We start from the raw sequence: 26814 nt of genomic DNA, 5'->3' as shown, positions 1-26814 counted from the left end.
CCGAGGATCACCTCCGAGCGACTATCACAGAGCGCTTGAGCGATCGCCTGTAGTGCCGACCTTTTTCTTCGAGGAACGAAGAATCAGCGGGTTGCAGCGCGAAAGACGCTGAATAGCCGAAGTCGGGTTAGTTGACGTCACCCTTGGAAGACGAAATTTCGGGGGAACCTCAATCGCGCCATCCCCCGCCCACCGCAGATCGCCTTTGGTGCAGGACACCTCCTGGCTACGTGCCGTGATCGATCATGCTCGCGGTGTCGTCTTCGAGGGGAGAGCAAGCCAATTCAATCGCCGCGCTGCTTCGCAGCGAGGTGCCCGCGCGCCTGCCGATTTTCAGCCACGGCCCCGACTCCTCATCGTCGTGCCTCTCGGCGGCCAACGGGAATTGCTGGTTCATCATGGCATGCGTTGTTTGTGCATCGGCGCGACTGTAGACTCTATGCCTTCAGTCCACGCCAACACCAAGAGGTCGCCAGTGGTTGCCCCCGAGTCAGATTTCCACCGCATCAAGCGGTTGCCGCCGTATGTCTTCAACATTGTCAACGAGTTGAAGGCGGAGGCACGAGCCCGAGGCGAGGATATCATCGATTTTGGGATGGGCAACCCGGATCAGCCCACGCCCCAGCATATCGTCGACAAGCTGGTCGAGGCGTCGGTTCGCAAGGATACCCATCGCTATTCGATGTCCCGCGGCATTCCCCGTTTGCGACGCGCCATCTGTCACTGGTATCGGGATCGCTTCGATGTCCATCTGGATCCGGAGACCGAGGCGATCGTGACCATCGGCTCCAAGGAAGGGCTTGCCCACCTGGCGCTGGCGACCATGAGCGCCGGGGATACGGTACTGGTGCCCAACCCGGCCTATCCGATCCATCCCTATGGTTTCATCATCGCCGGCGCCGACGTGCGTCATGTGCGTCTGACGCCCGAGGTGGATTTCTTCGAGGAACTCCAGAAGGCGATCCAGGAATCCTGGCCCAAGCCGAAAATGCTGGTGATCAACTTTCCCGGCAATCCCACGACGCAGTGCGTCGAGCTGGATTTTTTCCAGAAGGTCATCGACATCGCCCGCGAGCATGGCATCTGGGTGGTACACGATATTGCCTATGTCGACATCGTTTTCGACGGCTACAAGGCGCCCTCGATCCTCCAGATTCCGGGTGCCAAAGAGATCGCGGTCGAGTTCTTCTCGATGTCCAAGAGCTACAACATGCCCGGCTGGCGCGTCGGGTTCATGTGTGGCAACCGGACCCTGGTCGGCGCCCTGGCGCGGATCAAGTCCTATCTGGACTATGGCACCTTCACGCCGATTCAGGTCGCGGCCATCGCCGCGCTCGAAGGCCCGCAGGGCTGCGTGACCGAGATCCGGGATATGTACGAGAGCCGGCGCGATGTGCTCTGCAGCGGTCTCAATGCCGCCGGTTGGGCGGTCGAGCCGCCCAAGGCGACCATGTTCGTGTGGGCGCCAATTCCGGAACCCTATCGGGATATGGGGTCGCTGGAGTTTTCCAAGAAACTGTTGCGCGAAGCCAAAGTCGCGGTGTCGCCGGGGATCGGCTTTGGCGAGTATGGCGATAGCCATGTGCGCTTCGGTCTGATCGAGAACGAACATCGGACGCGGCAGGCGGTACGCGGCATCAAGGAGATGTTCCGCCATTCTTGAAAGCGGCTTGAGGCCTGCTTTTAAGAAGTGTTTTTAGGCGTTTTGAGTGGGATGATGTTGTTTGAATCGAGGTGAAATGAATGGAACCGGTGAAGGTCGGATTGTTGGGCTTGGGAACGGTCGGGGGCGGAACCTTGACCGTGCTGACCCGCAACGCGAACGAAATCGCGCGGCGCGCGGGACGCGGCATCGAGATCGCCCATGCCGCGGCGCGCGACTACAACCCCGCGTCCATCGAGGGTCTGGAGCGCGTCGGGCGGATCGGCGACGATGCCTTCGCGGTGGTGGACGATCCCGAGATTCAGATCGTCGTCGAACTGATCGGTGGCTATTCGCCCGCGCGCGAGCTGGTTCTGAAGGCGATCGCCAACGGCAAGCATGTCGTCACCGCCAACAAGGCGCTCATCGCCCGTCACGGCAATGAGATCTTCGCCGCCGCCCGGGAACGGGGCGTGACGGTCGGCTTCGAGGCGGCGGTCGCCGGCGGCATCCCCATCATCAAGGCGCTGCGCGAGGGGTTGGCCGCCAACCACATCGAATGGATCGCCGGGATCATCAATGGGACCGGTAACTTCATCCTGACCGAGATGCGCGACAAGGGCCGGGATTTCGCCGACGTGCTCGCCGAGGCGCAGGCGCTCGGGTACGCCGAGGCCGATCCGACCTTCGATGTCGAGGGCATCGACGCGGCCCACAAGCTCACCATTCTGGGGTCGCTGGCCTTTGGCATTCCGTTACAGTTCGAGCGCTGCTTTACCGAGGGCATTTCCAAGATCGGCGCGCTGGATGTCACCTATGCCGCCGAATTGGGCTATCGCATCAAGCATCTCGGGATCGCGCGACGCTCGCCGAGCGGCATCGAGTTGCGCGTCCATCCGACCCTGATTCCGGAGCGTCGTCTGATCGCCAATGTCGATGGCGTGATGAACGCGGTGCTGGTCAAGGGCGATGCAGTCGGCCCGACTCTCTACTACGGCGCGGGCGCGGGCGCCCTGCCGACCGCCTCGGCCGTGATCGCCGACCTGGTCGACGTGGTGCGCGCACTGACCACCGACCCCGGCAACCGCGTGCCCCATCTCGCCTTCCAGCCCGACGAACTGGTCGATACGCCGGTGCTGCGGATGGAGGACATCGAGACCTCCTACTATCTGCGTCTGTCCGCGCTCGACCAGCCGGGCGTCATGGCGCGCATCGCCAGCATCCTGGGCGAGGAGGGGATCAGCATCGAGGCCATCAAGCAGAAGGAGCCGGGCGAGGGGGAGACGCATGTCCCGCTGGTCATGCTCACCCATCGGGTGGTCGAGGGCCGGATGAACGAAGCCATCGCGCGGATCGAGGCGCTGGAATCGGTGCAGGGAGCGGTGATGCGGATTCGGATGGAGAGCCTGTCCGGCTAGTACAGCGGCGCCGAAATCCCTGTCACGCGCGCCACGTTTTCCCGTACCCTTTTGGTTTTGGCCCCACATTGCTTAAAAATCAAAGCCTCGTCGTTCGGTATAACGCTAGTGACTAACGGAATGTAGTTACATGTGTTTTTCAGGCTACAAAGCATGTCGCTTGTCACTTCGTAAGTCCTAATAGTAATGATCGTCCTCGCGGATCTTGGCGAAGGTCTGGATGCCGATCGGGAGTCTGCGACGCTGCATGATGGGCCTCGGGAGGTGGCGATCCTGCCTGGCATTGTAGCGTCGTCAGTGCTTGGCCGCGCGGCGGTGACCGGAATGCCGGAGCCGGGACGCGCTGAGCTCTTTTGTGTTTCTGGTGTCTTTGCGGTTCCAATGCGCGCTCGGAATCATGGTTCCTCGAACGGAGTGGCTGATGGACGATCGGAAAATCGCGGGCAGCGGAGACTGGCCAACCGGTTTCATGCTGATCCAGGGCAACCGCCTGGAGGCGTTGCGCGGGCTCCTGGTCGCCTGGATGCGGCGGCATCCGCTGCATCCGCTGGAGAACGAGGTGGTGCTGGTGCAGAGCAACGGCATCGCCCAATGGCTCAAGCTGGCCCTGGCCGCGAATCCCGAGGACGCGCTCACGGGCGGCTGCGGGATTGCCGCCGCGCTGGAAGTGACCCTGCCGGGGCGTTTCATCTGGCAGGCGTATCGCCGCGTGCTTGGCGATCTGCCGGAGAGTTCCGCTTTCGACAAGGCGCCCATGACTTGGCGGCTGCATCGACTGCTGGGCGATCTCGCCTGTCCTTGCTTCGGCGCCGCTCAGTACGAGGAGCGGAGTCGAAGGAATGCTTTGGCCGCTCAACTGCCGAATCCCGACTGTCTGGCGCCAATTCTGGGATTTCTCGACGGCGACGCCGACCCGCGCCGTCGGTATCAACTGGCCCTGCGTCTCGCCGATCTCTTCGATCAGTATCAAGTCTATCGGGCCGACTGGCTGGCCGCCTGGCAGGCCGGCGAGGATGTCCTGATCCGTCCGGACGGTCGCCGCGATCCGCTGCCCGACGCGCAGCGCTGGCAGCCGCCCCTCTGGCGCTGTCTGCTGCGGGATGTCGCGGGGGAGGCGGGCGCCGATTCGGGTGCGTTCGGCCATGCCAGTCGCGCCGAGATTCATCGCGCCTTCCTGGAGCGGGCCAAGACCCATCCGGACGCGCTGTTCGACGCCACCCAGGACCGTCTGCCCCGGCGGGTCATCGTCTTCGGCATCTCCTCCCTGCCGCGCCAGTCGCTGGAGGTGTTGGAGGCCATCGCGCCCTTCTCGCAGGTCATGCTGTTCGTGCACAACCCCAGTCGGCATCACTGGGGCGACATCGTCGAGGGTCGGGAGCTGTTCCGGCGCGAGTATCGGCGTTATTCCGCCCGCGGGGCCTGTTCTGAGCGGAGTCGAAGGGTGCCGATGGATGTCGACGAGACCCAACTCCATCTGCACGGTCATCCGCTGCTGGCGGCTTGGGGCAAGCAGGGCAGGGACTATATCCGACTGCTCGACGAGCACGACCGGCGCGAGGACTACGAGGGGCATTTCCAGGCCGCTAGCATGGATATCGATCTTTTCGAGTCCCCCCTGGAATCCGCTGGCGAATCCCCCGGCAAAGCCACGCTGCTGCAACAGTTACAAGATGACATCCTGGAACTGCGCCCGCTGCACGAGCGTCAGGCGTTGGCTGTCGCCATTGATCCCCGGACCGATCGCAGTCTCGAATTCCTGATCGCCCACGGCCCGCAGCGCGAGGTCGAAATCCTTCACGATCAACTGCTGGATGCCTTCGAGCAGGCCGCCCAGGCAGGCGATCCGCTGCACCCGCGCGACGTGCTGATCATGGTTCCGGACATCGATCCCTATGCCCCGCACATCGAGGCGGTCTTCGGGCGTCTGGCGCCGGACGATCCGCGCCACATCCCGTTTCATCTCTCGGATCAGGGACAGCGTCATCGCAATCCGCTGTTGATCGGGCTGGAGACCCTGCTCAATCTACCGCGCTCGCGCTTTGCCGTCAGCGAGCTGTTGGATCTCCTCGATCTTCCGGCCCTGCGCGAGCGCTTCGGCATCGACGAGGTCGATCTGCCCCGACTGCGCCAGTGGATCGGCGGCGCCAACATCCGCTGGGGGCTGGATGCGCCGCAGCGCGCCAGTCTTGGGCTGCCGGCCGGGCTGACGCAAAACACCTGGGGCTTCGGTCTGCAACGCATGCTGCTCGGCTTCGCCACGGGGCGGAGCGGTCCCTGGCAGGCGATCGAGCCCTATGACGAGATCGGCGGTCTGGAAGCGGCGCTGGTCGGGCCGCTGGTGCAGTTGTTGGAAATGCTGGAAGGCTATTGGCATCAACTTCAGATCCCGCGCGCGCCGGACGCCTGGACGGCGCTGATCGGCGAACTGCTCGATGACGCCTTCGCGGCGGACGGCGAGGCCGATCTGCTCGCCATCGCCCAGGTCCAGCAGGCGCTGGAGCGCTGGGCGCTGGACTGTCGGCGGGGCGGCGCGCGCACGGAGACCCTGCCGCTGGAGGTGGTGCGCGACGCGCTGCTGTCCGCTCTCGACGAACCGACCCTGACCCAGCGGTTTCTGGCCGGCGCAGTGAATTTCGCGACCCTGATGCCGATGCGCGCCATCCCTTTTCGTCAGATCTGGCTGTTGGGCATGAACGACGGCGACTATCCGCGTAGCCGTCGCCCGGCCGATTTCGACCTGATGGCGAACGACTATCGACCGGGCGACCGCTCGCGCCGCGAGGATGACCGTTATCTTTTCCTGGAGGCGCTGCTGTCGGCGCGCGAGCGGCTGGTGATCAGTTGGGTGGGGCGCGGGATTCGGGACAACTCGGTGCGGCCGCCCTCGGTGCTGGTCGGTCAGTTACGCGACCATCTCGCCGCCGGCTGGCGGCTGGCCAACCCGGAGAGTGGCGCGACGCTCCTCGACGCGCTGACCACTGAGCATCCGTTGCAGCCCTTCAGCCGCCGCTATTTCCAGTCGGATCGCCCGTCGCGTCTTTTTACCTACGCGCGCGAATGGCGGGCGGTGCATCGGGATTCCAGATCCGATCCCGACCGCGATTCCGGAATCGAGCCGGGGGCCTTTTCCGACACCGAACCGGAGCGTCCGCCGACCCTCGCTCCGCCCGACCTGGATGCCCCCGTTCGACTCTCCGCGCTGGGTGGCTTTCTGCGCCATCCGGTCAAGACGTTTTATACCCGGCGCCTCGCGCTCTATCTCACCGAGGACGCCGATGCCGTCGAGGATGACGAGGTGTTCGATTTCGACGGCCTCGGGAGTTGGGGCATGCGCAACGTCATGATCCAGTCGGTGGAACACACCCTGGCACAGCAGCCCGACGCCGATCCGCAAGTCTGTCTGCGCGCGACGATCCGGCAGCTCGCGCGCGCCGGTCGTCTGCCCCTGCCGCCCTTCGATGGCGTCTGGACCGATTCGCTGGTCAAGGATTTGGAAGAACCGGTCGAGACCTATCGGTCGCTTCTGCAACAGTATCCGCTGGTCTGTCCCGCCCGGACGATCCGGCTGGCGGGGATCGGCATCGATTTGGACGATAGCCTGAACGATCTGCGCCAGGACGACGCGGGCAACCGCGTGCGGTTACATTTGCAGGCCAGTCGACTCTATGAGGGGAACGACCTTAAGTGGTATCACCTGGCGCGACACTGGCCGTTCCATCTGGCCGCCCAGCTTGAGGGGCCGGTCACGACGCATCTTCTCGGACCGGACACCGATTTCAGGCTCGCGCCGCTGGACGCCGAGTCCGCGCGCGACCTGCTGACCCAGCTTCTGGAGTCGTCTCTGGAGGGGCTGACGACCTTGCCGCCGTTGGCCTGCAAGACCGGCTTCGCGGTGCTGCGGGCGCGCGAGGGTGGTAAGAGTTGTCCGTTTTCGACCTACGAGGGTGGCTTCAACCGCGCGGGCGAGCGGGAGGATCATCCCGGTTATGCCCGCTTCTGGCCGACCTATGCGGAACTCGGCGCGGACGCGCGTTTCGAGCCGCTGATCGACCGGCTTTACCGGCCGCTGTTTCGCCATTGTCTGGATCAAGAGGGACCGTCATCATGAGCCAAAGGCTCGATTCGCTTGCCTTTCCGCTCCGGGGTAGTCGACTCATCGAGGCCAGCGCCGGCACCGGCAAGACCTTTACGCTGGCCCTGCTCTATACCCGTTTGGTGCTTGGGCACGGCGGGGATGGGATCGCCTTCGACCGTCCACTGACGCCGCCCGAGATTCTGGTCGTCACCTTCACGGACGCGGCCACGAAGGAATTGCGCGACCGGATTCGGCAGCGTCTCGTCGAGGCGGCGGTGTGTTTCGAGGCCGAGCCCAACACGGCGTCGACTATCCGGCCCGGCGAGAATCCGCTGCACGATTTGCGCGCGACCTACGCGCCGCAAGACTGGCCCGGCTGCGCGTGTCGGCTGCGTCTGGCCGCCGAATGGATGGACGAGGCGATGATCTCGACTATTCATGGCTGGTGCTACCGCATGCTTCAGGAACATGCCTTCGACGCGCGCGGTCTGTTCGAGCGGGAACTGGTCACCGATCAGACCGATCTGCTGGCCGAGGTGACGCGCGATTACTGGCGTGTGCACTTCTACCCGCTGCCGCCGGCGCAGGTGCGCTGCGTCCTGGGCGTCGTCAAGTCTCCCGATGCCCTGCGCGACAAGCTCGCCACCTGGCTCCAGCGCCGGGAGGCCGTTCTGTCCTACAAGGGCGAACCGCTCTCCGGCGATGCGCTCGACGCACCACTGGCCCGCCAGTGTCAGTGGTTGAACGCGAAGGAGGGCGTGGAAGCGGAATGTCAGCGTCTGGACGCGGAACGCGCGGTCCTGGAGCAGGCGGCCCGGGATCTGTGGCACGCGGATCGCGAGACGCTCGAAACGCATCTGCGCGAGTTGCGTCCCCATCTCAATGGGACCACGCACGGGAGCACGCATGCGGAGCCCTTCGACGACTTGCTCGCCGAGATTGCCGCCTGGTCCGAGGGCGGCGCGGCGCCGACGAAGCTCAAGAGCTTTGTCCAGGGCGCATTCAAGTTCAAGAAGACCGCGAAAGTCACGACCGAAATGACGCATCCAGCTTTCCAGTCGATCGCCGACTGGCAGGCGGCGGGCGCTAAACCGCCTCTGCCGGAGGAGCCGGAACCGTCCTTCGAGGCCTGTCTGATCGCCCATGCCGCGCGCTGGGTCGGACGCGAACTGGAACGCCGTCTGCTCGTCCAGGCCGAGATGGGATTCGATGACCTGCTGCGTCAGCTCGATGCGGCGCTGAGTCCCAGCGGGGTCGGGGGCGGGGCAGGGGATGGCGGTCACGCGCAACGCCTGGCCGAGACCATCCGACGCCAGTTCCCGGTGGCCCTGATCGACGAATTCCAGGATACGGACCCGGTTCAGTACCACATCTTCGATCGCATCTACCAAGTGGCCGAGCCGCCCGAGGACACCGCGCTGATCATGATCGGCGACCCCAAGCAGGCGATCTATGGCTTCCGCGGGGCCGACATTCATACCTATCTCGATGCCCGCCGGGCAACTGCGGGGCGGCATTACACCCTGGGCGTCAATTACCGTTCGACCGAGCCCATGGTGGACGCCTGCAACCGGCTGTTTCAGCAGGCGGAGACACAGGCGCGCGGGGCCTTCCGCTTTAAGACCGACACCGAGCATCCGATTCCCTATCAGATCGTCGAGGCCAGCGGCCGCGCCGAGCGTCTAATCCTGAATGGCGAGGCAGCGACCGCGCTGACCTTCTGGACCCTGGACAACGGCCCCGATCCGGTTTCGCCCGACGACTATCGCCGGCGGATGGCCGAGTCGACGGCGACCCGGATCGTCGACTGGTTGCGTCAGGCCGAGGCGGGGCAGGCCGGTTTCGAGCATGAGGGCGAACATCACCCCCTGTGCCCGCAGGACGTCGCCATCCTGGTACGCACCGGCACGGAAGCGGCCGCGATGCGCGAGGCGTTGGCGGCTCGTCGCATTCACAGCGTCTATCTCTCGGATCTGGATTCGGTCTTTCAGACCCAGGAGGCGGGCGATCTGCTGCATTGGCTGCGGGCCTGCGCCGCGCCCACCGACGAGACTCTGGTGCGCTCGGCGCTCGGCACCAACACCCTGGCCGTGCCGCTGGAACAGCTCGCGCGGCTGCAATGCGACGAACTGGCCTGGGAAGCACAGATCGAGCGTTTTCGCGGCTACCGGCAGGTCTGGCGGCGTCAAGGCGTGCTCGCCATGCTGCGGCGCCTGATGCAGGACGTCGAGTTGCCCGCGCGGCTGCTCGGACGCGGCAACGGCGAGCGCATTCTGACCAATCTGCTGCATCTGGCCGAATGGCTGCAACAGTCGGCGACCGCGCTCGACGGCGAACAGGCGTTGATCCGGCACCTGTCCGAGCATGTCGGCGCGTCGGGCGACGAATTCATCCAGCGCCTGGAGAGCGATGCCGAACGGGTGCGGATCGTCACCATCCATAAAGCCAAGGGGCTGGAGTATCCGCTGGTGCTGCTGCCCTTCATCTGTTCCTGGCGGGCAGTGGATGGTCATACCCGGCAGGTTCCCTATCGCGCCGGCCCGCGAACCCTGCTCGAACTGGCGCCAAAGGCCCGCTTTGACGAGGCTTGGGCCGCCGCCGACGATGCACGTCTGAGCGAGGACATGCGCCTGCTCTATGTCGCCGTGACCCGCGCCCGGCATGCGCTCTGGCTCGGGATCGCGCCGCTCAAGAGCGGCACGGCGAAAAAGCCCCAGTTGGAGAAGTCGGCCATCGGTCATGTGCTCAATGGCGGCAAGCCGTTCGAGACCCCGGAGAACATCCTGGATGCGTTGGCGCGACTGCGGGGGGATTGTGCATCGATGCGGATCGAGCCGGCGCCGTCCCCATCGGTGAAGCGACTGGCCCCGGCATCGGCGGTCGCGCTGGAGCTGGCGCGTCCGGCCCCGAAGAGCCGTCCCCCGTCCTGGTGGATCGCCAGTTATTCGTCTCTGCGGATCGTGGCGCGGGAAGAGATCGGGTCGGAGGAGGCCGCGTCGGCGCTTCTTTCCGATCAGACGCAAGGATCCGAGCCGGGGCCGTCGGTGGAGACGGCCACGCAGGAGACCGCTATGGAAGAACTCAATCAGACGATCCGAGCGGCTGACGCGGATGACCTCGGTTCGATGCGCTCGGCAAAGCCCCTGAAGGATCGCCATCTGCACGCCTTCCCGCGCGGCAGCCGCCAGGGAACCTTTCTGCATGGCATCCTGGAATGGGCCGCGAACCAGCGCGCGCGCGACGACCGGGGGCAGATCCTGCGCGGCTACGCGGCAACGGCCCAAGCGCGAACGCTGCGCCTGGAAATGCTGGGACAGCGCTGCAATCTACGCGGACTCACTGCCTGGATCGAGCCGCTGGACGAATGGCTGGCGGACTTCCTCGCCCGGCCCCGGGTGCTCGACGGACTGCCGGATGCCGACGGCCAACCGCCCACACTGGCCCTGTGCGATCTGGCGCCCGAACGGATCCAGGTCGAGATGGAATTCTGGCTGGAGAGCCGCGCCGTCCAGACCCAGACGCTGGATCGGCTGGTCTGGACGCACTGTCTGGCCGGACACCCGCGTCCGGGCATCGGCGCCAATCGACTTAACGGCATGCTCAAGGGCTTCATCGATCTGGTGTTCGAGCACCAGGGCCGTTACTACGTGGCGGACTGGAAATCCAACTGGCTGGGACCGGACGACGCGGCCTATACCCCGGAAGCCATGCGCGAGGCCATTCTGAACGCCCGCTACGATCTGCAGTACGTGCTCTATCTGCTCGCGTTGCACCGCCAGCTTCGCGCGCGTCTGCCCGATTACGACTATGACCGACATGTCGGCGGGGCCGTCTATGTCTTTTTGCGCGGCGGTTACAGCGCCAGTCAAGGGCTCTTCATGGACAAACCGCCGCTGATTCTGATCGAGACGCTGGACCGGCTGTTCGCCGGAGAAAGAACGGCTGGCGAGACGACGGCCGACCGGGAGGTGGTCTGATGGACACCTTGACGCTCGATCTGTTTGCGCCTGCCGAGGCCGAGGATCTGCTCGCCCGTCTGCGCGTCTGGGTGGATGCCGGCGCCCTGCGCGCGCTGGATCTGGCCCTGACCCGTTTCATCCATCGACACGGACCGGAGACCGACGCGGCGGTGCTGCTTGCCGTGGCCCTGACCAGCGAGCGCAATGGACACGGCCATGTCTGTCTCGACCTTGCCGGCGCCCGTCAGCACCCGGAAGCCCTGCTCACCCGGCTGCGCGATGACGCGGATACCGCCGCCGAGGTGCGCGCCGACTTGAGTGTTCTCCTGCGCGGACTGACGCTAGCGGATTGGGTCAGACGCCTGAGCCGCAGCCCGGCCGTCCACAACCGGCTCGACCGCGCCGCCACCGACGACGAGGCATCGCCCTTTGTCCTGGAAGGCACGCCCGAGCGACCGCTGCTCTATCTCCGGCGTTACTGGCGCTACGAATCACGTATCCTCGCCGGGATCGGCGCGCGTCTCGACCGGCGGCTCGAACTGCCGGAAACGGACCTGCGCGCACTGCTCGATGCGCTGTTCGTCGTCGACCAGGGCGCGGCATCCGATCCCTGCAACTGGCAGAAGATCGCCTGCGCGCTGGCGGCCCGCAACGCCTTCGCCATCGTCACCGGCGGTCCGGGCACCGGCAAGACCACCACCGTGGTGCGTCTGCTGGCGCTGCTGCAAGGGTTGGCCATCGGGCGCGGCCAGCCGCCGCTGCGGATCCGTCTGGCCGCACCCACCGGCAAGGCCGCCGCGCGTCTGAACGAATCCATCGCCGCGCGGGTGGCAGACCTGCCGCTCGACGCCGTTCCGAATGGCGAACAGGTGCGCCGCGAAATCCCCACCGAGGTGACGACCCTGCACCGGCTGCTCGGCTCGCTCCCGGACAGTCGCCATTTCCGCCATCATGCAGGCCATCCGCTCCCGGCCGATCTGGTGGTGGTCGACGAAGCATCAATGGTTGACGTGGAGATGATGGCTCGTCTGCTGGAGGCGCTGCGCCCCGATGCGCGCCTGATCCTGCTGGGCGACAAGGACCAATTGGCCTCGGTGGAGGCGGGCGCGGTGTTGGGCGATCTCTGTCAGCGCGCGCGCGCCGCGCATTATCTCCCGGCCACCCGCGACTGGCTGTACCGGGTGACGGGAGCGACCATTCCCGACACGCACCTCGACGACGCCGGCGAGCCGCTGGATCAGGCTATCGTCATGCTGCGCAAGAGCTATCGCTTCAAGCCCGAAGGCGGCATCGGGGCGCTCGCCGCGCTGGTCAACGACGATCCGCCGGCGCGCTCGCCGCCGACCGCGCGTCTGTCCGCCGTTCTGGCGCTATTCGAGCGCCAGCCGAGCCTCGGTGACGGCAATCTTGGTCGGATCGCCGCCATCCGACTGCGCGACACGGACAGCCCGGACTTCGCTGCCCTGGTCCGCGACGGCTATCGCGCCTCTCTGACCCGGATGCGCGACGCGGATCCAGGCGATGACGCCACCCGAGACGCGCTGGATCAGTGGGCGCGCGACATCCTCAAGGCACAAGAAGGGTTTCAGTTGCTCACCGCGCTGCGTCAGGGGCCCTGGGGCGTGGAAGGGCTGAACCGACGGATCGTCGCGGTGCTCAAGGACGCCGGACTGCTGAGTGGAGGCGACGCCCTCGGGACGGCGGGCACGGATCGCCACTGGTTCGCCGGCCGCCCGGTGCTGGTCACCCGTAACGACTATGGCCTGCACCTGATGAACGGCGACATCGGCATCACGCTCGCGCTGCCGCTGGCCCTGAGCGGAGTCGAAGGGGCGCGCCAGGAAGCCGGGGCAAGGCGTCGCGCGTTGCGCGTGGCCTTTCCCGCCGGCGATGGTTCCGGCGGCATCCGCTGGATTCTGCCTAGCCGTCTGCAAGCGGTGGAGACGGTCTTTGCCATGACGGTGCACAAATCCCAGGGCTCGGAATTCGATCACACCGCGCTCATCCTGCCGGACACGTCAAATCCGGTCCTCACCCGCGAGTTGGTCTATACCGGCATCACCCGTTCGCGACACACCTTCACGCTGCTCTATCGCGAACCGTCCGTGCTGGGCGACGCGCTGGAACGCCGAGTGCGGCGCGTCAGTGGGATCGGTCTTTCCAGGGGACAGAGTCGCGATGACTTCAATGATGCTTGAAGCAGTTGCGCTCAACTTTTACGGCAAGCGGGCGGGCTTGACGGAGTTGTTCTCGTTGCCTTCTCTGTCGTGCGCGATCCAAAAGCATCGATAGCCTCGCATTGCGTAATCCTACGGATATTTGAACGCAGCCCCCCTCGTTTATCCTGTCTCAAAATATTGTCATATAAGCGGCCAAATAGCGTTGGCCGAAGATTTTAATTTTTATTGGTTTTTCTCGCGATTGACCGGGATCGAAATGTGGCTACGAACTTGACTGTGGTTGGGATTTTCATCATGTCAAATCCTTGAAATCCATTCAGTCACACAATAAAAGAGGGGGCTGACGACGAATGCAAATGTTAGGAAATGCCGATTCGGAGAGTAAACGCAACCTTATTTGTGTGGCAAAAAAACCACAAAATGAGATGATGCAATGGCTTTGCGAATCAGGGTGGAACACCTTCATTGCGGATAGCGTCAGCCAGGCATGCGACATCTGCCGCGGCAGGGATCTCTCTGTCGGGCTTGTGGAGATCAGCGATCCGGAGGCGGACGTGCGCCTTCTTTCGCAATTAACCGATGTTTCCGGCGGTAATTTCAATTGGATCGCGCTGATTTCTCCGCATAGCTTGCAGCATCCGGGGATCCGCCAGGCCATTTCTCGATTCTGCTACGATTTCAGTACGCTGCCGGTACCCTTTGATCGATTGACCGTGACCCTTGGGCACGCCTGCGGAATGACCGCGCTTCGTCAAAAGACGAATGGCTTGACGGATGACTCGTCATCGCAGTTTGGCCTCGTCGGCCTCAGTCACGACATCAGCGCGGTGAGACGATCCATCGTCACCTTTGCGGCATCGGATGCGCCGGTGCTCATCCTTGGCGAGACAGGGACCGGTAAGGAACTGACGGCCTCTGCGATTCATGCCCTGTCGAGACGCAGGAAAGGCCCCTTCGTCACGGTGAACTGTGGGGCGTTCCCGTCGTCGCCGATCCAATCGGAACTGTTCGGCTATGACAAGGGTGCTGTTACCGGAGCCGACCGACGGGTGATCGGGAAGCTCGAAGCGGCCAATACAGGAACCATCTTTCTCGATGAGATTGGGGATTTGCCATCTGAGCTTCAGGTTAACCTACTGCGCGTGCTGCAGGATCGTCGGGGGCAACGAGTGGAGGGGCATGCCGAGATCGAGTTCGATCTGAGAATCATTGCCTCCACCAATGCCAATCTCGAGCGGGCCGTTCAGGAAGGTCTATTCCGCGAGGATCTCTATTATCGGCTGAATGTCCTGCTCTTGACGCTGCCGCCATTGCGGGATCGGATCGAGGATCTCGAGATTCTCGCTCGCCATGCCTTCAACATTCATTTCCACGAGCGCACCCACAACGTCAAGGATTTTAGCCAGAACGCATGGAGAGCGATGCGGCTGCATACCTGGCCGGGGAATGTCCGTGAACTCATCAACCGCGTGCGGCGCGCGGTGATTACCTGTGAACGTTCTTTGATCGGCGCGGATGACCTTGGGCTTGACGGTCTGTTGAGCGATGGCGACGATGGTTCGCTGCATTTCGTTCGATCACGCGCCGAGCATGAGTTATTGAACCGAATCCTGCGGCAGACCGCCGGCAATGTTTCCGAAGCCGCGCGGCGACTGAACGTGTCCCGTGCAACGCTCTATCGTTTGATCCGAAAATATGAAGTCGGCTCCCTTGCCGAGGCTGACCCATCTGGCGGCTCGGATGCCCAGGGGCCGCTTGCGAGCGCATCCGATGCGAAGCTTTCGATTGCCCGTTCACAAAGGACTCAGGCGAATTGACGAAGATGCTATCGATCGGTTAAATTTGCGCGCTTATGCCGGAAGACCTACCTGTACATCTCGATCCTTGGCGCGCGGTAAAAAATGGCCTTTCGTTCGCCGGTGAGGTTGCCTTAAGCCAATTTCCGCGGCTGGCGACGGCCCTTCTCGGCTGCGTGGAGGATCGGCAAGCTCGGGCAGTTTACCAACTGCGCTTCGAGCGCGGACGGGATGGCCGTGACCTTGTGGTCGGGAGGATCCTCGCGTGTCTGCGCGTGCCGTGTCAGCGCTGTCTCGGGGGGGTCGAGATCGAGGTCGATGTCCCGCTTCGTCTGGCTCTGATCAGGACCGATCAGATGGCGGGCGAGCTTCCAGAAGATCTCGATCCGCTTCTGGTGGCTGATGAGCAGATGGATCTCATGGCTTTGATCGAGGATGAGCTGCTGCTTGCGATTCCGATGTTTCCGAGGCACGGCGATGGCCTCTGCCAACCTCTGGAGATATTGGGAGTTGACGTGAATCCCGAACCCCCGGATCTGGCGACGAACGCAGCGACGCTGGCATCCGGTCATGACAAGTCGCGCGAAGAACCTCACCCATTCGCTGTACTGGCAGGGATCAGGTGTAACCAAGGCGATTCGAAGTAGGGTTCGCTGGTGACGAGACGCTGTCGGTATCCGTCCACAAGAACCATTCCGTATTTCATGAACGTTTAGCAGGCACGGCCGCGGTTTTTCTTTCCGTGTCCTGCCCGGAGATTTAGAGATGGCTGTCCAGCAAAATCGCAAGACTCCTTCGAAGCGCGGCATGCGTCGCTCGCACGATGCGCTCAGCAAGCCGACGCTGTCGGTCGACCCCACCAGCGGCGAGACGCACCTCCGCCACCATGTTTCCCCCGACGGTTTTTACCGTGGCCGCAAGGTTGTGGACAAGTCGGAGTGACCGGACCAAGTCGCTTTGGCATCGTTCGTCTTGTGAGTTCGCATCGCGATAAACAGGTTCGGCAGACACCGGCCTGCACCATTGCGCTGGATGCCATGGGCGGCGATCATGGGCCGGAGGTCGTGGTTGCGGCGGCGCTGCGGTTTCAGGCGGATAATCCGCAGGTCGCATTGATTCTGGTCGGCAACGAAGACCGGATCAACGAGCATCTGGGCGGCGCCTCCCGCGAGCGGATCCGTATCCATCCGGCGACGCAGGAAGTGGCCATGGACGAATCGCCGTCCAAGGCGCTGCGCGGCAAAAAAGATTCCTCCATGCGGGTCGCCATCGATCTGGTCAAGGATGGCGTGGCTGATGCCTGTGTCAGCGCCGGCAATACCGGGGCGCTGATGGCAACCGCTCGTTTCGTGCTGAAGATGCTCCCAAACGTGGATCGCCCGGCGATCATTACCGCCGTGCCGTCCGTCCATGGTCACACGCATATGCTGGACCTCGGGGCGAACGTGGATTGCACGGCCGAGCATCTCTTTCAATTCGCGGTGATGGGCAGCGAACTGGTCTCCGCGGTCGATGGCATCGCCCGGCCTCGGGTCGCGCTGCTCAATATCGGTCAGGAAGAGATCAAGGGTAACGAACAGGTCAAGCAGGCTCACGAACTGCTGTCGCGCAGCGGTCTGAACTATATCGGCTACGTGGAAGGCGACGGGATTTTCCTGGGCGATCTGGATCTGGTGGTGTCGGACGGTTTTGTCGGCAACGTCGCACTCAAAAGTAGCGAGGGCGTCGCCAAGTTCGTGCGCCATTCGCTGAGCAGCCAGTTCAAGCGGACTTGGTTCACCCGTCTCGCTGGATTGGCCGCCCTGCCGATCCTCAAGAGCTTTCGTCGCACCATGGATCCGCGTCGTTACAATGGCGCCAGTCTGCTGGGGCTACGCGGCATCGTGATCAAGAGTCATGGCGGCGCGGATGTCCTCGCCTTCGAGAATGCGATCTACATCGCCGAAAAAGAAGTCCACGCCAATATTCCACAGCGCATCAGCGAACAGGTCGGTCTCCACCTGGGCAGCGAACAATACAGGGAAACGGCCTGATGAAGTATTCCCGTGTGCTCGGGACGGGCAGTCATCTGCCGTCGCGCGTCGTCACCAACGCCGATCTGGAAGCGATCGTCGATACCAATGCCGCCTGGATCCAGGAACGCACCGGGATCGAGCAGCGCCATCTGGTCTCCGAGGGCGAGACCTGCTGCGATCTGGCCGAGGCCGCCGCTCGCAAGGCGCTGGAGGCGGCCGGGATTCGGGCGTCGGATCTGGATCTCATCCTGGTTGCGACCACCACGCCGGATCAGTTCTTTCCGAGCACTGCCTGTCTGTTGCAGCAGCGTCTCGATGTCCACGGCTGCGCGGCGTTCGACCTGCAGGCCGTCTGCGCCGGCTTTGTCTACGCGATGGACGTTGCTGATAAATTCATCCGCACCAGCGCCGCGAAGCATGCCCTTGTGGTGGGGGCGGAGACCATCTCGCGTCTCCTCGACTGGACGGATCGCGGCACTTGCGTGCTGTTCGGGGATGGCGCGGGCGCTGTCGTGCTCGGCGCGGCCGACGAACCTGGGATCATTTCAACCCATCTGCACGCGGATGGCGCCTATAAGGATCTGCTTCAGGTTCCGGGCGGGCATGGAAACGGGCGTCCGGATGCCGCCTTCATGGAAATGAAGGGCAACGAGGTCTTCCGCATCGCCGTCACCACCCTGGGTCGGATCGTCGACGAGACGCTCGAAGCCAACGGTCTGAATAAATCCGACATCGATTGGCTGATTCCGCATCAGGCCAATATCCGCATCATCCAGGCCACCGCCCGCAAGCTGGATATTCCGATGGAGCGCGTGGTAGTGACCGTGGCCGAACATGGCAACACCTCGTCCGCCTCCATCCCGCTCGCCTTCGATCAGGCGGTGCGCGATGGACGCATCCAGCGCGGCGAGATGCTCTTGATGGAAGCCTTCGGGGGCGGTTTTACTTGGGGCTCGGTACTGATTCGTTATTGATTTTTGCGGTTCGTTTTTCATCGCAATCCTTCGGCTGAAACCTCTCCCTTCAGGGGGATAATGCGTGCGGTGGAAGGGCGATCTTTCCCGTGCAGTTGTCGTCCGGCTAAGCCGGGCGCGGATTGAAACATGACACAGAAGCTCGCGGTTTTTTTTCCGGGTCAGGGCGCGCAATCCGTCGGGATGCTTGATGCGCTCGCCGCCACTTATCCATGCGTTCTGCAGACCTTCGAGGAAGCGTCCGAGGCGCTTGGCCATAATCTCTGGCAACTGGTCAGCCAGGGACCGAAAGACGACCTCGATCGCACCGAAAACACCCAGCCGGCCATGTTGGTTGCCGGGGTCGCCGTCTGGCGGGTCTGGACGCAGGCGGGCGGTCGTCCGGCAACCCTGATGGCAGGGCACAGCCTGGGCGAATATGCGGCGCTGGTCGCGGCCGAGGCCATCCCCTTCGCCGACGGCGTGCGTCTGGCCGCCGATCGCGCCCGGTTCATGCAGGAAGCCGTTCCGGCGGGGGAAGGCGCCATGGCGGCGGTACTCGGACTCGATGACGAGCAGGTCGTCGCGCTCTGCGCGGAACAGGCGCAAGGCGCGGTTCTGGCCGCGGTCAATTTCAATTCGACAGGACAGGTGGTGATCGCCGGCGCAACCGCCGCGGTCACGCGCGCCATCGCCGCCGCCAAGCTGGCGGGCGCCAAGCGAGCGCTACCGCTGCCGGTCAGCGTCCCCTCGCATTGCGACCTGATGCGTCCTGCCGCCGAGCGTCTGGCGCAACGACTGGCCGATGTTCCGCTGTGCCTGCCGACCGTCCCGGTCATTCATAACGTGAATGTCGCGCCCGCCGACAGTGTCGAGGCGCTGCGCGATCTCCTGGTCAGACAGCTTTACAGCCCCGTGCGCTGGGTCGAAACGGTTCGTTCGGTCACGGCGCAAGGGGTGACAACGGCTATTGAGTGCGGCCCAGGCAAGGTGCTGACCGGGCTCTGCAAACGAATCGATGACAACCTGACGACGCTGCCGGTCTTCGACCCCAAGACACTGGACGCGGCACTGGAGATGACAGCTCATGCTTAACGATGAAATCGCACTCGTCACCGGCGCCTCGCGCGGCATCGGCCGCGCCATTCTGATGGCGCTGGCCGAGCAGGGCGCCAGGGTCGCCGGCACGGCCACCACCGAGGCCGGCGCGGCGGGTATTGCGCAGGCGCTGAGCGATGCCGGCTATCCGGGCATCGGTCTGGTGCTGAATGTCTCGGATCAGGCCTCGGTGGATGCCGCGCTGAGTCAGGTCACCGAGCAGCTCGGCGCGCCGACCATCCTGGTCAACAATGCCGGCATCACCCGCGACAATCTGCTGATGCGCATGAAGGACGACGAATGGGACGCGGTGATCGACACCAATCTGAGTTCGGTCTATCGGCTCTCGAAGGGCTGCCTGCGTGCCATGACCAAGGCCCGCAAGGGACGTATCGTGAATATCGCGTCGGTGGTCGGTGCCATGGGCAATGCCGGTCAGACCAATTATGCCGCGGCCAAGGCCGGGATGATGGGCTTCACTAAGGCGCTGGCCCGCGAGGTTGGCTCCCGCGCGATCACGGTCAACTGTATCGCGCCGGGCTTTATCGATACCGACATGACCCGTGCCCTGCCGGATGCGCAGCGCGAAACGTTGCTTGGCGCCATCCCGCTCGGACGCTTGGGAAAACCCGAGGAGATCGCCGGCGCGGTGGTCTTTCTGGCCTCCGCGGCGGGCGCCTATATCACCGGGGAAACGCTCCATGTGAATGGCGGTATGCACATGGCGTGAGTTGGCGCCATTCAATCAGTTACTTGAAATAAAGACCGGGAATGGCTGCCGTTCGTCGCGCAGCTTTCATCGGCCATCGTTTGTCACTAGAATACCGCGTGGTCCAGCAGGGGCCATTTTTATTCATCCGTGAGGAATCTTTCCTATGAGCAGCGTTGAAGATCGAGTTCGCAAAATCGTGATCGAACAATTGGGTGTCAAGGAAGAGGAAGTGACCGCCGAAGCGTCTTTCGTGGACGACCTGGGTGCGGACTCTCTCGATACCGTGGAATTGGTCATGGCGCTCGAGGAAGAGTTCGAAACCGAGATTCCAGACGAAGACGCGGAAAAGATCACGACGGTCCAGCAGGCCATCAACTACATCAACGCGCATCAGGCTTGATTTCGAGATTTCGGACCGCGCGGGGCTGTGCGATGCACGGTGCGCGGCTCGGGCGCGTCGACTGTGGCGTTCTGAACGATAGAGGTACGTAATGGCAGGCAGAAGGGTAGTCGTCACTGGGTTGGGTCTTGTGGCTCCGGTTGGTCTGGATGTCAAATCCTCATGGGAGAGCATCCTGGCCGGCAGGAGTGGGATTAAACCGATTACCCACTTCGATATCGAACCGTTCAGCACCCGCTTCGGCGGGCCAATCTACGGCTTCGATCCGAGCGAGTATATCTCGGAAAAAGAAGCCAAGAAGATGGATAAATTCATCCATTACGGCATGGTGGCGGGCTGTCAGGCCATCGCGGATTCCGGGTTGACGATCGACGATTCCAACCGCCGGCGTATCGGCGTCGCCATCGGTTCGGGTATCGGCGGCATCACCGGCATCGAGAACAACTACCAGGCGTATCGGGATAAAGGGCCGCGGCGCATCTCGCCCTTCTTTGTTCCGGCCAATATCATCAACATGGTGGCCGGCAATCTGTCCATCAAATTCGGGCTCAAAGGGCCGAATTATTCCATCGTCTCGGCCTGCAGCACCGGCTCGCACAACATCGGCGAGGCGGCCATCATGATCCGCCACGGCTATGTGGATGTCATGATCGCGGGCGGCGCCGAGATGGCGACCTCGCCGGTCGGGCTGGGCGGTTTCGCCGCCGCGCGCGCTCTCTCGACCCGCAACGACGATCCCGAGGGTGCCAGCCGGCCCTTCGACAAGGAACGCGACGGTTTTGTTCTCAGCGATGGCGCCGGGGTCGTGGTGCTGGAAGAGTACGAGCGGGCCAAGGCGCGTGGCGCGCACATCTATGCCGAGTTGGTCGGCGTCGGCATGAACTCCGACGCCTATCACATGACCGCTCCGTCGGAGACCGGCGAGGGCGCCTGCGATTGTATGTTGCTGGCCCTGAACGACGCGGGTCTGAATCTGGAGCAGGTGGACTACATCAACGCTCACGGCACCGCCACCCCGGCGGGCGATATCGCCGAGACCAAGGCGATCAAGCGCGCCTTTGGCGAGTATGCCTACAAGCTGGCGGTCAGCTCGACCAAGTCCATGACCGGGCACATGCTGGGCGCGGCCGGTGGCGCCGAGGCGATCTTCACCATCCTGGCGCTACGCGATCAGGTCGCGCCGCCGACCATCAATTACTCGACGCCGGACCCGGATTGCGATCTCGACTGCGTGCCCAACACGGCGCGCGAGATGAAGATCGAGGTCGCGATCTCCAATTCCTTCGGTTTTGGCGGCACGAACGGGACGCTGGCCTTCCGGCGCGTCTGATTCGGATTTCAGCGGACCCATTGAAACGCCAAGCCAATGGTGTCGACGCGGGGATTTTCCGCTGAGAGCGGTCGGCCCTTGCGGGTGTTGGTCGATGGCCGGAGTCAGGATCTGATCGAGGTCGTCGATCGGGGTTTGCAGTACGGGGATGGCCTGTTCGAGACCATCCGGATTCGGGACGAGCGTCCCTGTCAATGGCTCCGACATCTCGACCGACTTGCGTTTGGGGCTGGTCGGCTGGGGATTCCATCGCCCGACCCGGAAAGCCTGGGCGCGGAGATCGCCGACGCGGCGCGTGGACTGGATGACGGCGTCCTGAAGCTGATCCTGACCCGAGGCCGCGGAGGCAGAGGCTATCGTCCGCCAGACTCGCCGCAACCGCGACGCATCCTGCTAACCTATCCGTTGCCTCCAGATCCGTTCGGATCCTGGAAGGAGGGCGTTTCGGTCCGTTACTGCCGCACTCCCGCCTCCATCAATCCCGTGCTGGCCGGAATCAAGCACCTGAACCGGCTGGATTCCGTCCTGGCCAGTCGCGAATGGAGCGATCCGGCGATTGCCGAGGGACTGATGCTGGATCCGTCCGGCGGTGTCGTCGGCGGCACCCGGACCAATCTCTTTCTGTGGGATGGGACGCGGCTTCTGACACCGCCGCTCGATCGCGGCGGGATTGCCGGAACCCGGCGGGCCTTGACCATGGATCTGGCGGCTCGATCGGGTCTTGACTGCTTCGAGTCACGGCTCGAACCCGACGATCTCAGCCGCGCGCGGGGACTGTTTCTCACCAACGCCATCGTGGGCATCTGGCCCGTGCGGGAACTCGCGGGGCATTCTTTCGACCTAACCTGTTTGCCCTGGTCTCTGTTGGACGCTGTCCGGCAGGCCGCTCAAACACCGGGATGATTTTGTTCGATGATCTGGCGTACCAGCCTCTTCGTTTTCTTGATTGCCGTGGGATCTCTGCTGGCCGTTCTGGCGATCGATTATCGCCGCTTCGTGACCACGCCGGTCACGCTGACGGCGCCGAGCACGACCCTCGACATCCCCAAGGGCACCTCGCTCCGCGCGCTCGCGCGCCGCATGACCGACCAGGGCATCCTGAGACATCCTTGGTATTTCATCGCGCTAGCCTACCTTCAAGGCGATCAGGCGCGCATCAAGGCCGGCGAATTCGAGCTGACGGCCACCATGACCCCGCCGCGGGTGCTGGAGCGCATCACCTCGGGCCAGGTGATCGAATATTCCATCGTGCTGGTCGAGGGCTGGACCTTCCGTCAGGCACTCGCGACCATCGACGCCCATCCGCGGTTCGGCGGCGATGCGCTCGCGAATCTGACCGATGAGGTCTTGATGTCCAAACTCGGGCGGGCCGGAGAGCATCCCGAGGGCCGTTTCTTTCCAGATACCTATCGGTTTCCAGGCAAGACCGGTGGATTGGATGTGCTGCGTCGCGCGCTGGAACGCATGGATCGGGTTCTGGCGGAGGAGTGGGAGACGCGCCGTCCAGGTCTGCCCATCGGCACGCCCTACGAAGCCCTGATCCTGGCCTCGATCATCGAAAAGGAAACCGCCGTCGCCGCCGAGCGTCCGCAAATCGGCGGGGTCTTCGTGCGCAGGCTCCAGCAGGGCATGCGGCTTCAGACCGATCCGACGGTCATCTATGGCCTGGGCGAGCGCTACGACGGCAACATTCGGCGTGCCGATCTGCGCGAGTCGAATCCTTATAATACTTACATGATCAATGGCCTGCCGCCGACTCCGATCGCCCTGCCGGGGCGCGAGGCGATCCGCGCCGCGCTTCAGCCGCAGGACGGAGACAGTCTTTATTTCGTCGCCAGGGGGGATGGCAGTCACGAATTCTCGGGGACGCTCGATGCGCATAATCGAGCCGTCCGGCGGTATATTCTGGGTAAACCCTAAAGCGTGTCATCAATTTTACTTGTGTGGGATTGGCACGGAGATAAGGGCATCTTCATCCCTCATAATTGTTGTCGTTGTCGTTGTCGTTGTCGTTGTCGTTGTCGTTGTCGTTGTCGTTAGTCGAGGAGTCAATGCAATTTGGCCATGAGCAATGCGATGTTGACCGGGTTTAGATCCAGTCCGTGGCTTGGGCTGACGAAACCGCAAAGCTTTGAAAGGCATCGATCGCCACGCGCGGACCAACTTCGATGCTGACAAAGCTCGGACAGCGAAACTAGGCGGTGCGGGGGAATCCTGACCGCTACGATCAAATCGACAACGACAACGACAACGACAACGACAACGACAACAACGATGATGGCGCCTGGCGGACAGACACGAACCTTGGAGTCGATGCGGTTGAGATGATGGAATCCACGAAACGAGGGCGTTTTATCACGCTCGAAGGCATCGAGGGCGCTGGTAAGTCTACCCAGGTCGAGCAACTGGCAAGATTGCTGCGTGAACGTGGCCTGAGCCTGATCACGACGCGCGAACCCGGCGGTTCGCCCATCGCCGAGCGTCTGCGCGCCTTGCTGCTGGATCCGCTCAACACCGGGATGAGCGAGACGGCCGAACTGCTGCTCATGTTCGCCGCCCGGGCGGAGCATCTCGAACGGACCATCCGCCCGGCTCTGGAGTCCGGAATCTGGGTGATCTGCGACCGTTTCACGGACGCGACCTATGCCTATCAGGGCGGCGGTCGCGGGATCGATCCCGCGCGTATCGCGATTCTGGAAAATCTGGTGCAGGGTTCGCTGCGTCCCGATCTGACCCTGCTGTTCGATCTGCCGCCGGCCCTGGGTCTGGAACGGGCGCGCAGCCGTCGCGGCCAGACGGACCGCTTCGAGCAGGAGACGCTGCGCTTTTTCGAGTCCGCGCGCGCGGTCTACCGCGAACGCGCGCACGCCTGTCCAGAATGGTATCGATTGATCGATGCCAGCGCACCACTGGCGGACGTTACCGATCATGTCCGTGAACTGACAACCGCCTTCATCGATCTGACATTGAACAGTCACGGCGCGGATTCAAACGCATGACAGTGTCCAGCCCGATCACCCCTGATACCCCCTTGCCCTGGCTGACCGAGATCTGGTCGCGGCTCCAGGCGTCGCGCGCGGCGGATCGGCTGGCACACGGTCTGCTCATCAGCGGCCCGCGCGGGGTTGGCAAACGTCAGCTTGCCGAACGCCTTGCCCGTTCGCTGCTGTGTCGCGAACGCGACGCTCAGGGTATGGCCTGCGGACGCTGTGCCGATTGTCATCTGGTGACCGCCGGAAGCCATCCGGATCTGATCCGGGTCGGACCGGACCCCGAAGCTAAGTCCGGCGAGATCACGATCGGGACGATCCGCGACTTTGCGGGGCGCGAATCGCTCACGCCGAGCCGCGCCGACTGGAAGGTGGCGCTGATCGATCCGGCTGACCGTCTCAACCCCGCAGCGGCCAATGCCTTGCTCAAGACCCTCGAAGAACCCGCCGGCCGGACCATCCTCTGTCTGATCGGCGAACGGATCGGCCAGCTTCCCGCAACCATCCGCAGTCGCTGTCAGCAGATCAAGGTGCCGATCCCGGCGGAGTCGGACGCGCTGGCCTGGCTGAACGCACAGACCTCGCGGAGCGATCAGGCGCTCCGGCTGCGGCTGGCCCATGGCGCACCGCTACGCGCGCTCGCCGAATTCGATGACGACCTGCTCGAACAGCGGCGCGCGCGATTGGCGGGCTTCCTCGCGATCGCGGCGGGAACCCGCGATCCGGTCAGCGAGGCGGCGGACTGGAATACGCTTGGCGCGCGGCAGATCCTGGACTGGCTTGCGGGATGGTTGTGCGATCTGCTGCGCTTGATGGTCGCCGATGAACCGGTCAGACTGGACAACCCGGACCGGCGCGCGGACTTCGCGCGTCTCGCGGGGCACATCGACCCGGCGTCCGGCCATCGTTTCCTGCGACAGGTTCTGGAGGGGCGCGCCCAGGCCGAAACCAATGTCAATCCACTCCTGTTGTTGGAATCGCTGGCCATCGAATGGTCGATTCTCAATCATGTTCGCGATCAAGGGAGACCCTAAAGTATGACTGCGTCCACGACGTCCGCGGGATCGCTGGGCGGGCAACAGCGGATTCTCAGTTTTGCCATCAAGGACAAGAGCGCGCTCTATATGTCCTTCATGCCGTACATCAAGAATGGCGGTCTGTTTATTCCGACCACCAAGAACTATCAACTCGGCGACGAGATCTTTCTGCTGCTGCAATTGATGGAAGAGACCGACCGCATCCCGGTCGCCGGCAAGGTGGTCTGGGTGACGCCGGCGGGCGCCGAGGGGAACCGCTCCATCGGCGTCGGTGTCCAGTTCAGCGAGCAGGACAAGGGTGGCGCGCGGCGCAAGATCGAGGCCTATCTGGCCGGTGCGCTCACGTCCGACCGGCCCACGCATACCATGTAACCGCGCAACCGCGCACAGTCAGGAACCGTGATGCTCGTCGACTCTCACTGCCACCTCGATCGGGTGGATCTCAAGCCCTATGACGGCGACTTCGCACGCCTGATGGGCGCCTGCGCCGATGCCGGCGTGACCCAATTGCTGTGCGTTTCCATCGACCTTGAGCAGTATCCCGCGATGCGCCAACTGGTCGATCCCTTCCCTCAGGTCGCGGTTTCGGTGGGCGTGCATCCCAATCAGGAGACCAGGACCGAGGCGAGCGTCGAGCAATTGGTCGAGCTGGCCGCCGATCCCCGCAATGTCGCCATTGGGGAGACGGGTCTCGATGCCTATCGCAGCGAGGGCGATCTGACCTGGCAGCAGGCGCGTTTTCGCACCCATATCGCTGCCGCGCGCGCCTGCGGCAAACCGCTGATCGTCCATACCCGCGAGGCGCGTGCGGACACCATCCGCATCCTGACGGAAGAGCGGGCGAGCGAGGTGGGCGGGGTTTTGCACTGTTTCACCGAGAACTGGGAGATGGCGAGACAGGGGCTGGATCTCGGCTTTTACATCTCCTTCTCGGGCATCCTGACCTTCAAAACGGCGGTCAAGTTGCGCGAGGTCGCGCGTCAGGTGCCGCTGGATCGGCTGCTGATCGAAACCGATTCGCCCTATCTGGCGCCCGTGCCCTATCGCGGCAAACCCAATGAACCGCGGTATGTGGGCCATGTCGCGGACTGTCTCGCCGGGATTCGCGGCATGGATCCGCTGGAGATCGCGGCCATCACAGGCGACAATTACCGACGTCTGTTCAATCTCGAATGACACGTTCATTGCTCGCGCTTGCGAGCATGAGAT

Annotated in this window: 21 protein-coding genes; 20 read left to right on the top strand and 1 reads right to left on the bottom strand. The window is 63.5% G+C overall.

Annotated elements, in window-relative coordinates; genetic code table 11:
• Nucleotides 1–226: 226 nt before the first annotated feature.
• Nucleotides 227–400 carry a hypothetical protein gene (locus CCR95_RS11475; RefSeq protein ID WP_201094423.1) on the bottom strand — a complete coding sequence of 58 codons (174 nt, stop codon included), beginning with the start codon at nucleotides 398–400 and terminating at the stop codon, nucleotides 227–229.
• A gap of 75 nt (nucleotides 401–475) precedes the next feature.
• Here CCR95_RS11475 and alaC point away from each other — a divergent pair, with 75 nt between their 5' ends.
• From alaC to CCR95_RS11375, 20 genes are all read left to right on the top strand, one after another.
• The gene (alaC, locus tag CCR95_RS11470; protein ID WP_201094422.1) at nucleotides 476–1663 is read left to right on the top strand and encodes an alanine transaminase; all 1188 of its coding nucleotides are present in this window, start codon (nucleotides 476–478) and stop codon (nucleotides 1661–1663) included.
• An 80-nt stretch (nucleotides 1664–1743) separates the two neighbouring features.
• The gene (locus tag CCR95_RS11465; RefSeq protein ID WP_201094420.1) at nucleotides 1744–3060 is read left to right on the top strand and encodes a homoserine dehydrogenase; all 1317 of its coding nucleotides are present in this window, start codon (nucleotides 1744–1746) and stop codon (nucleotides 3058–3060) included.
• Nucleotides 3061–3481: 421 nt separating this feature from the next.
• The gene (gene recC, locus CCR95_RS11460; RefSeq protein ID WP_201094419.1) at nucleotides 3482–7168 is read left to right on the top strand and encodes an exodeoxyribonuclease V subunit gamma; all 3687 of its coding nucleotides are present in this window, start codon (nucleotides 3482–3484) and stop codon (nucleotides 7166–7168) included.
• Nucleotides 7165–11112, top strand: a complete 3948-nt coding sequence (gene recB / locus CCR95_RS11455) for an exodeoxyribonuclease V subunit beta (RefSeq protein ID WP_201094418.1) — start codon at nucleotides 7165–7167, stop codon at nucleotides 11110–11112. Before recC ends, recB begins: the two co-directional genes overlap by 4 nt.
• Nucleotides 11112–13292, top strand: a complete 2181-nt coding sequence (gene recD, locus CCR95_RS11450; protein ID WP_201094417.1) for an exodeoxyribonuclease V subunit alpha — start codon at nucleotides 11112–11114, stop codon at nucleotides 13290–13292. The genes recB and recD overlap by 1 nt, the downstream gene beginning before the upstream one ends.
• Before the next feature lie 338 nt (nucleotides 13293–13630).
• Complete coding sequence (locus tag CCR95_RS11445) at nucleotides 13631–15091, top strand: sigma-54 dependent transcriptional regulator (RefSeq protein ID WP_242523190.1); 1461 nt, start codon at nucleotides 13631–13633, stop codon at nucleotides 15089–15091.
• Nucleotides 15092–15126: 35 nt separating this feature from the next.
• Nucleotides 15127–15717 (top strand): YceD family protein, encoded by a 591-nt coding sequence (locus tag CCR95_RS11440; RefSeq protein ID WP_201094415.1) that lies wholly within the window; start codon nucleotides 15127–15129, stop codon nucleotides 15715–15717.
• A gap of 118 nt (nucleotides 15718–15835) precedes the next feature.
• Nucleotides 15836–16012: a 50S ribosomal protein L32 gene (gene rpmF / locus CCR95_RS11435; protein ID WP_014776615.1), complete on the top strand. Its 177-nt coding sequence runs from the start codon at nucleotides 15836–15838 to the stop codon at nucleotides 16010–16012.
• 32 nt (nucleotides 16013–16044) lie between these two features.
• Nucleotides 16045–17103, top strand: coding sequence for a phosphate acyltransferase PlsX (plsX, locus tag CCR95_RS11430; RefSeq protein WP_420825654.1), 1059 nt, complete (start codon nucleotides 16045–16047; stop codon nucleotides 17101–17103).
• Nucleotides 17103–18059, top strand: a complete 957-nt coding sequence (locus CCR95_RS11425; protein WP_201094412.1) for a beta-ketoacyl-ACP synthase III — start codon at nucleotides 17103–17105, stop codon at nucleotides 18057–18059. The genes plsX and CCR95_RS11425 overlap by 1 nt, the downstream gene beginning before the upstream one ends.
• Nucleotides 18060–18188: 129 nt before the next feature.
• On the top strand, nucleotides 18189–19133 hold the full coding sequence (gene fabD, locus CCR95_RS11420) for an ACP S-malonyltransferase (RefSeq protein ID WP_201094410.1): 945 nt from the start codon (nucleotides 18189–18191) through the stop codon (nucleotides 19131–19133).
• Complete coding sequence (fabG, locus tag CCR95_RS11415) at nucleotides 19126–19866, top strand: 3-oxoacyl-ACP reductase FabG (protein WP_201094408.1); 741 nt, start codon at nucleotides 19126–19128, stop codon at nucleotides 19864–19866. The genes fabD and fabG overlap by 8 nt, the downstream gene beginning before the upstream one ends.
• A 145-nt stretch (nucleotides 19867–20011) precedes the next feature.
• Entirely contained in the window at nucleotides 20012–20248 is a 237-nt protein-coding gene (acpP, locus tag CCR95_RS11410; RefSeq protein ID WP_014776620.1) for an acyl carrier protein, read from the top strand.
• A 91-nt stretch (nucleotides 20249–20339) separates the two neighbouring features.
• The gene (fabF, locus tag CCR95_RS11405) at nucleotides 20340–21578 is read left to right on the top strand and encodes a beta-ketoacyl-ACP synthase II (RefSeq protein ID WP_201094406.1); all 1239 of its coding nucleotides are present in this window, start codon (nucleotides 20340–20342) and stop codon (nucleotides 21576–21578) included.
• 84 nt (nucleotides 21579–21662) lie between these two features.
• Nucleotides 21663–22481 carry an aminodeoxychorismate lyase gene (gene pabC, locus CCR95_RS11400; RefSeq protein WP_338115386.1) on the top strand — a complete coding sequence of 273 codons (819 nt, stop codon included), beginning with the start codon at nucleotides 21663–21665 and terminating at the stop codon, nucleotides 22479–22481.
• A gap of 9 nt (nucleotides 22482–22490) precedes the next feature.
• Nucleotides 22491–23498, top strand: coding sequence for an endolytic transglycosylase MltG (gene mltG, locus CCR95_RS11395; protein ID WP_201094401.1), 1008 nt, complete (start codon nucleotides 22491–22493; stop codon nucleotides 23496–23498).
• A 407-nt stretch (nucleotides 23499–23905) separates the two neighbouring features.
• Entirely contained in the window at nucleotides 23906–24577 is a 672-nt protein-coding gene (tmk, locus tag CCR95_RS11390; protein WP_201094428.1) for a dTMP kinase, read from the top strand.
• Entirely contained in the window at nucleotides 24574–25602 is a 1029-nt protein-coding gene (gene holB / locus CCR95_RS11385; RefSeq protein WP_201094399.1) for a DNA polymerase III subunit delta', read from the top strand. Before tmk ends, holB begins: the two co-directional genes overlap by 4 nt.
• Nucleotides 25603–25605: 3 nt before the next feature.
• On the top strand, nucleotides 25606–25977 hold the full coding sequence (locus CCR95_RS11380; protein ID WP_201094397.1) for a PilZ domain-containing protein: 372 nt from the start codon (nucleotides 25606–25608) through the stop codon (nucleotides 25975–25977).
• Nucleotides 25978–26007: 30 nt separating this feature from the next.
• Nucleotides 26008–26781, top strand: a complete 774-nt coding sequence (locus tag CCR95_RS11375; RefSeq protein WP_201094394.1) for a TatD family hydrolase — start codon at nucleotides 26008–26010, stop codon at nucleotides 26779–26781.
• Nucleotides 26782–26814: the final 33 nt, after the last annotated feature.

The organism is Thiocystis minor (assembly GCF_016653465.1).
GTDB lineage: Bacteria > Pseudomonadota > Gammaproteobacteria > Chromatiales > Chromatiaceae > Chromatium > Chromatium minus.
Note: the sequence above shows the minus strand (reverse complement) of the source record. Positions and strands in the feature narration are given on the sequence as shown.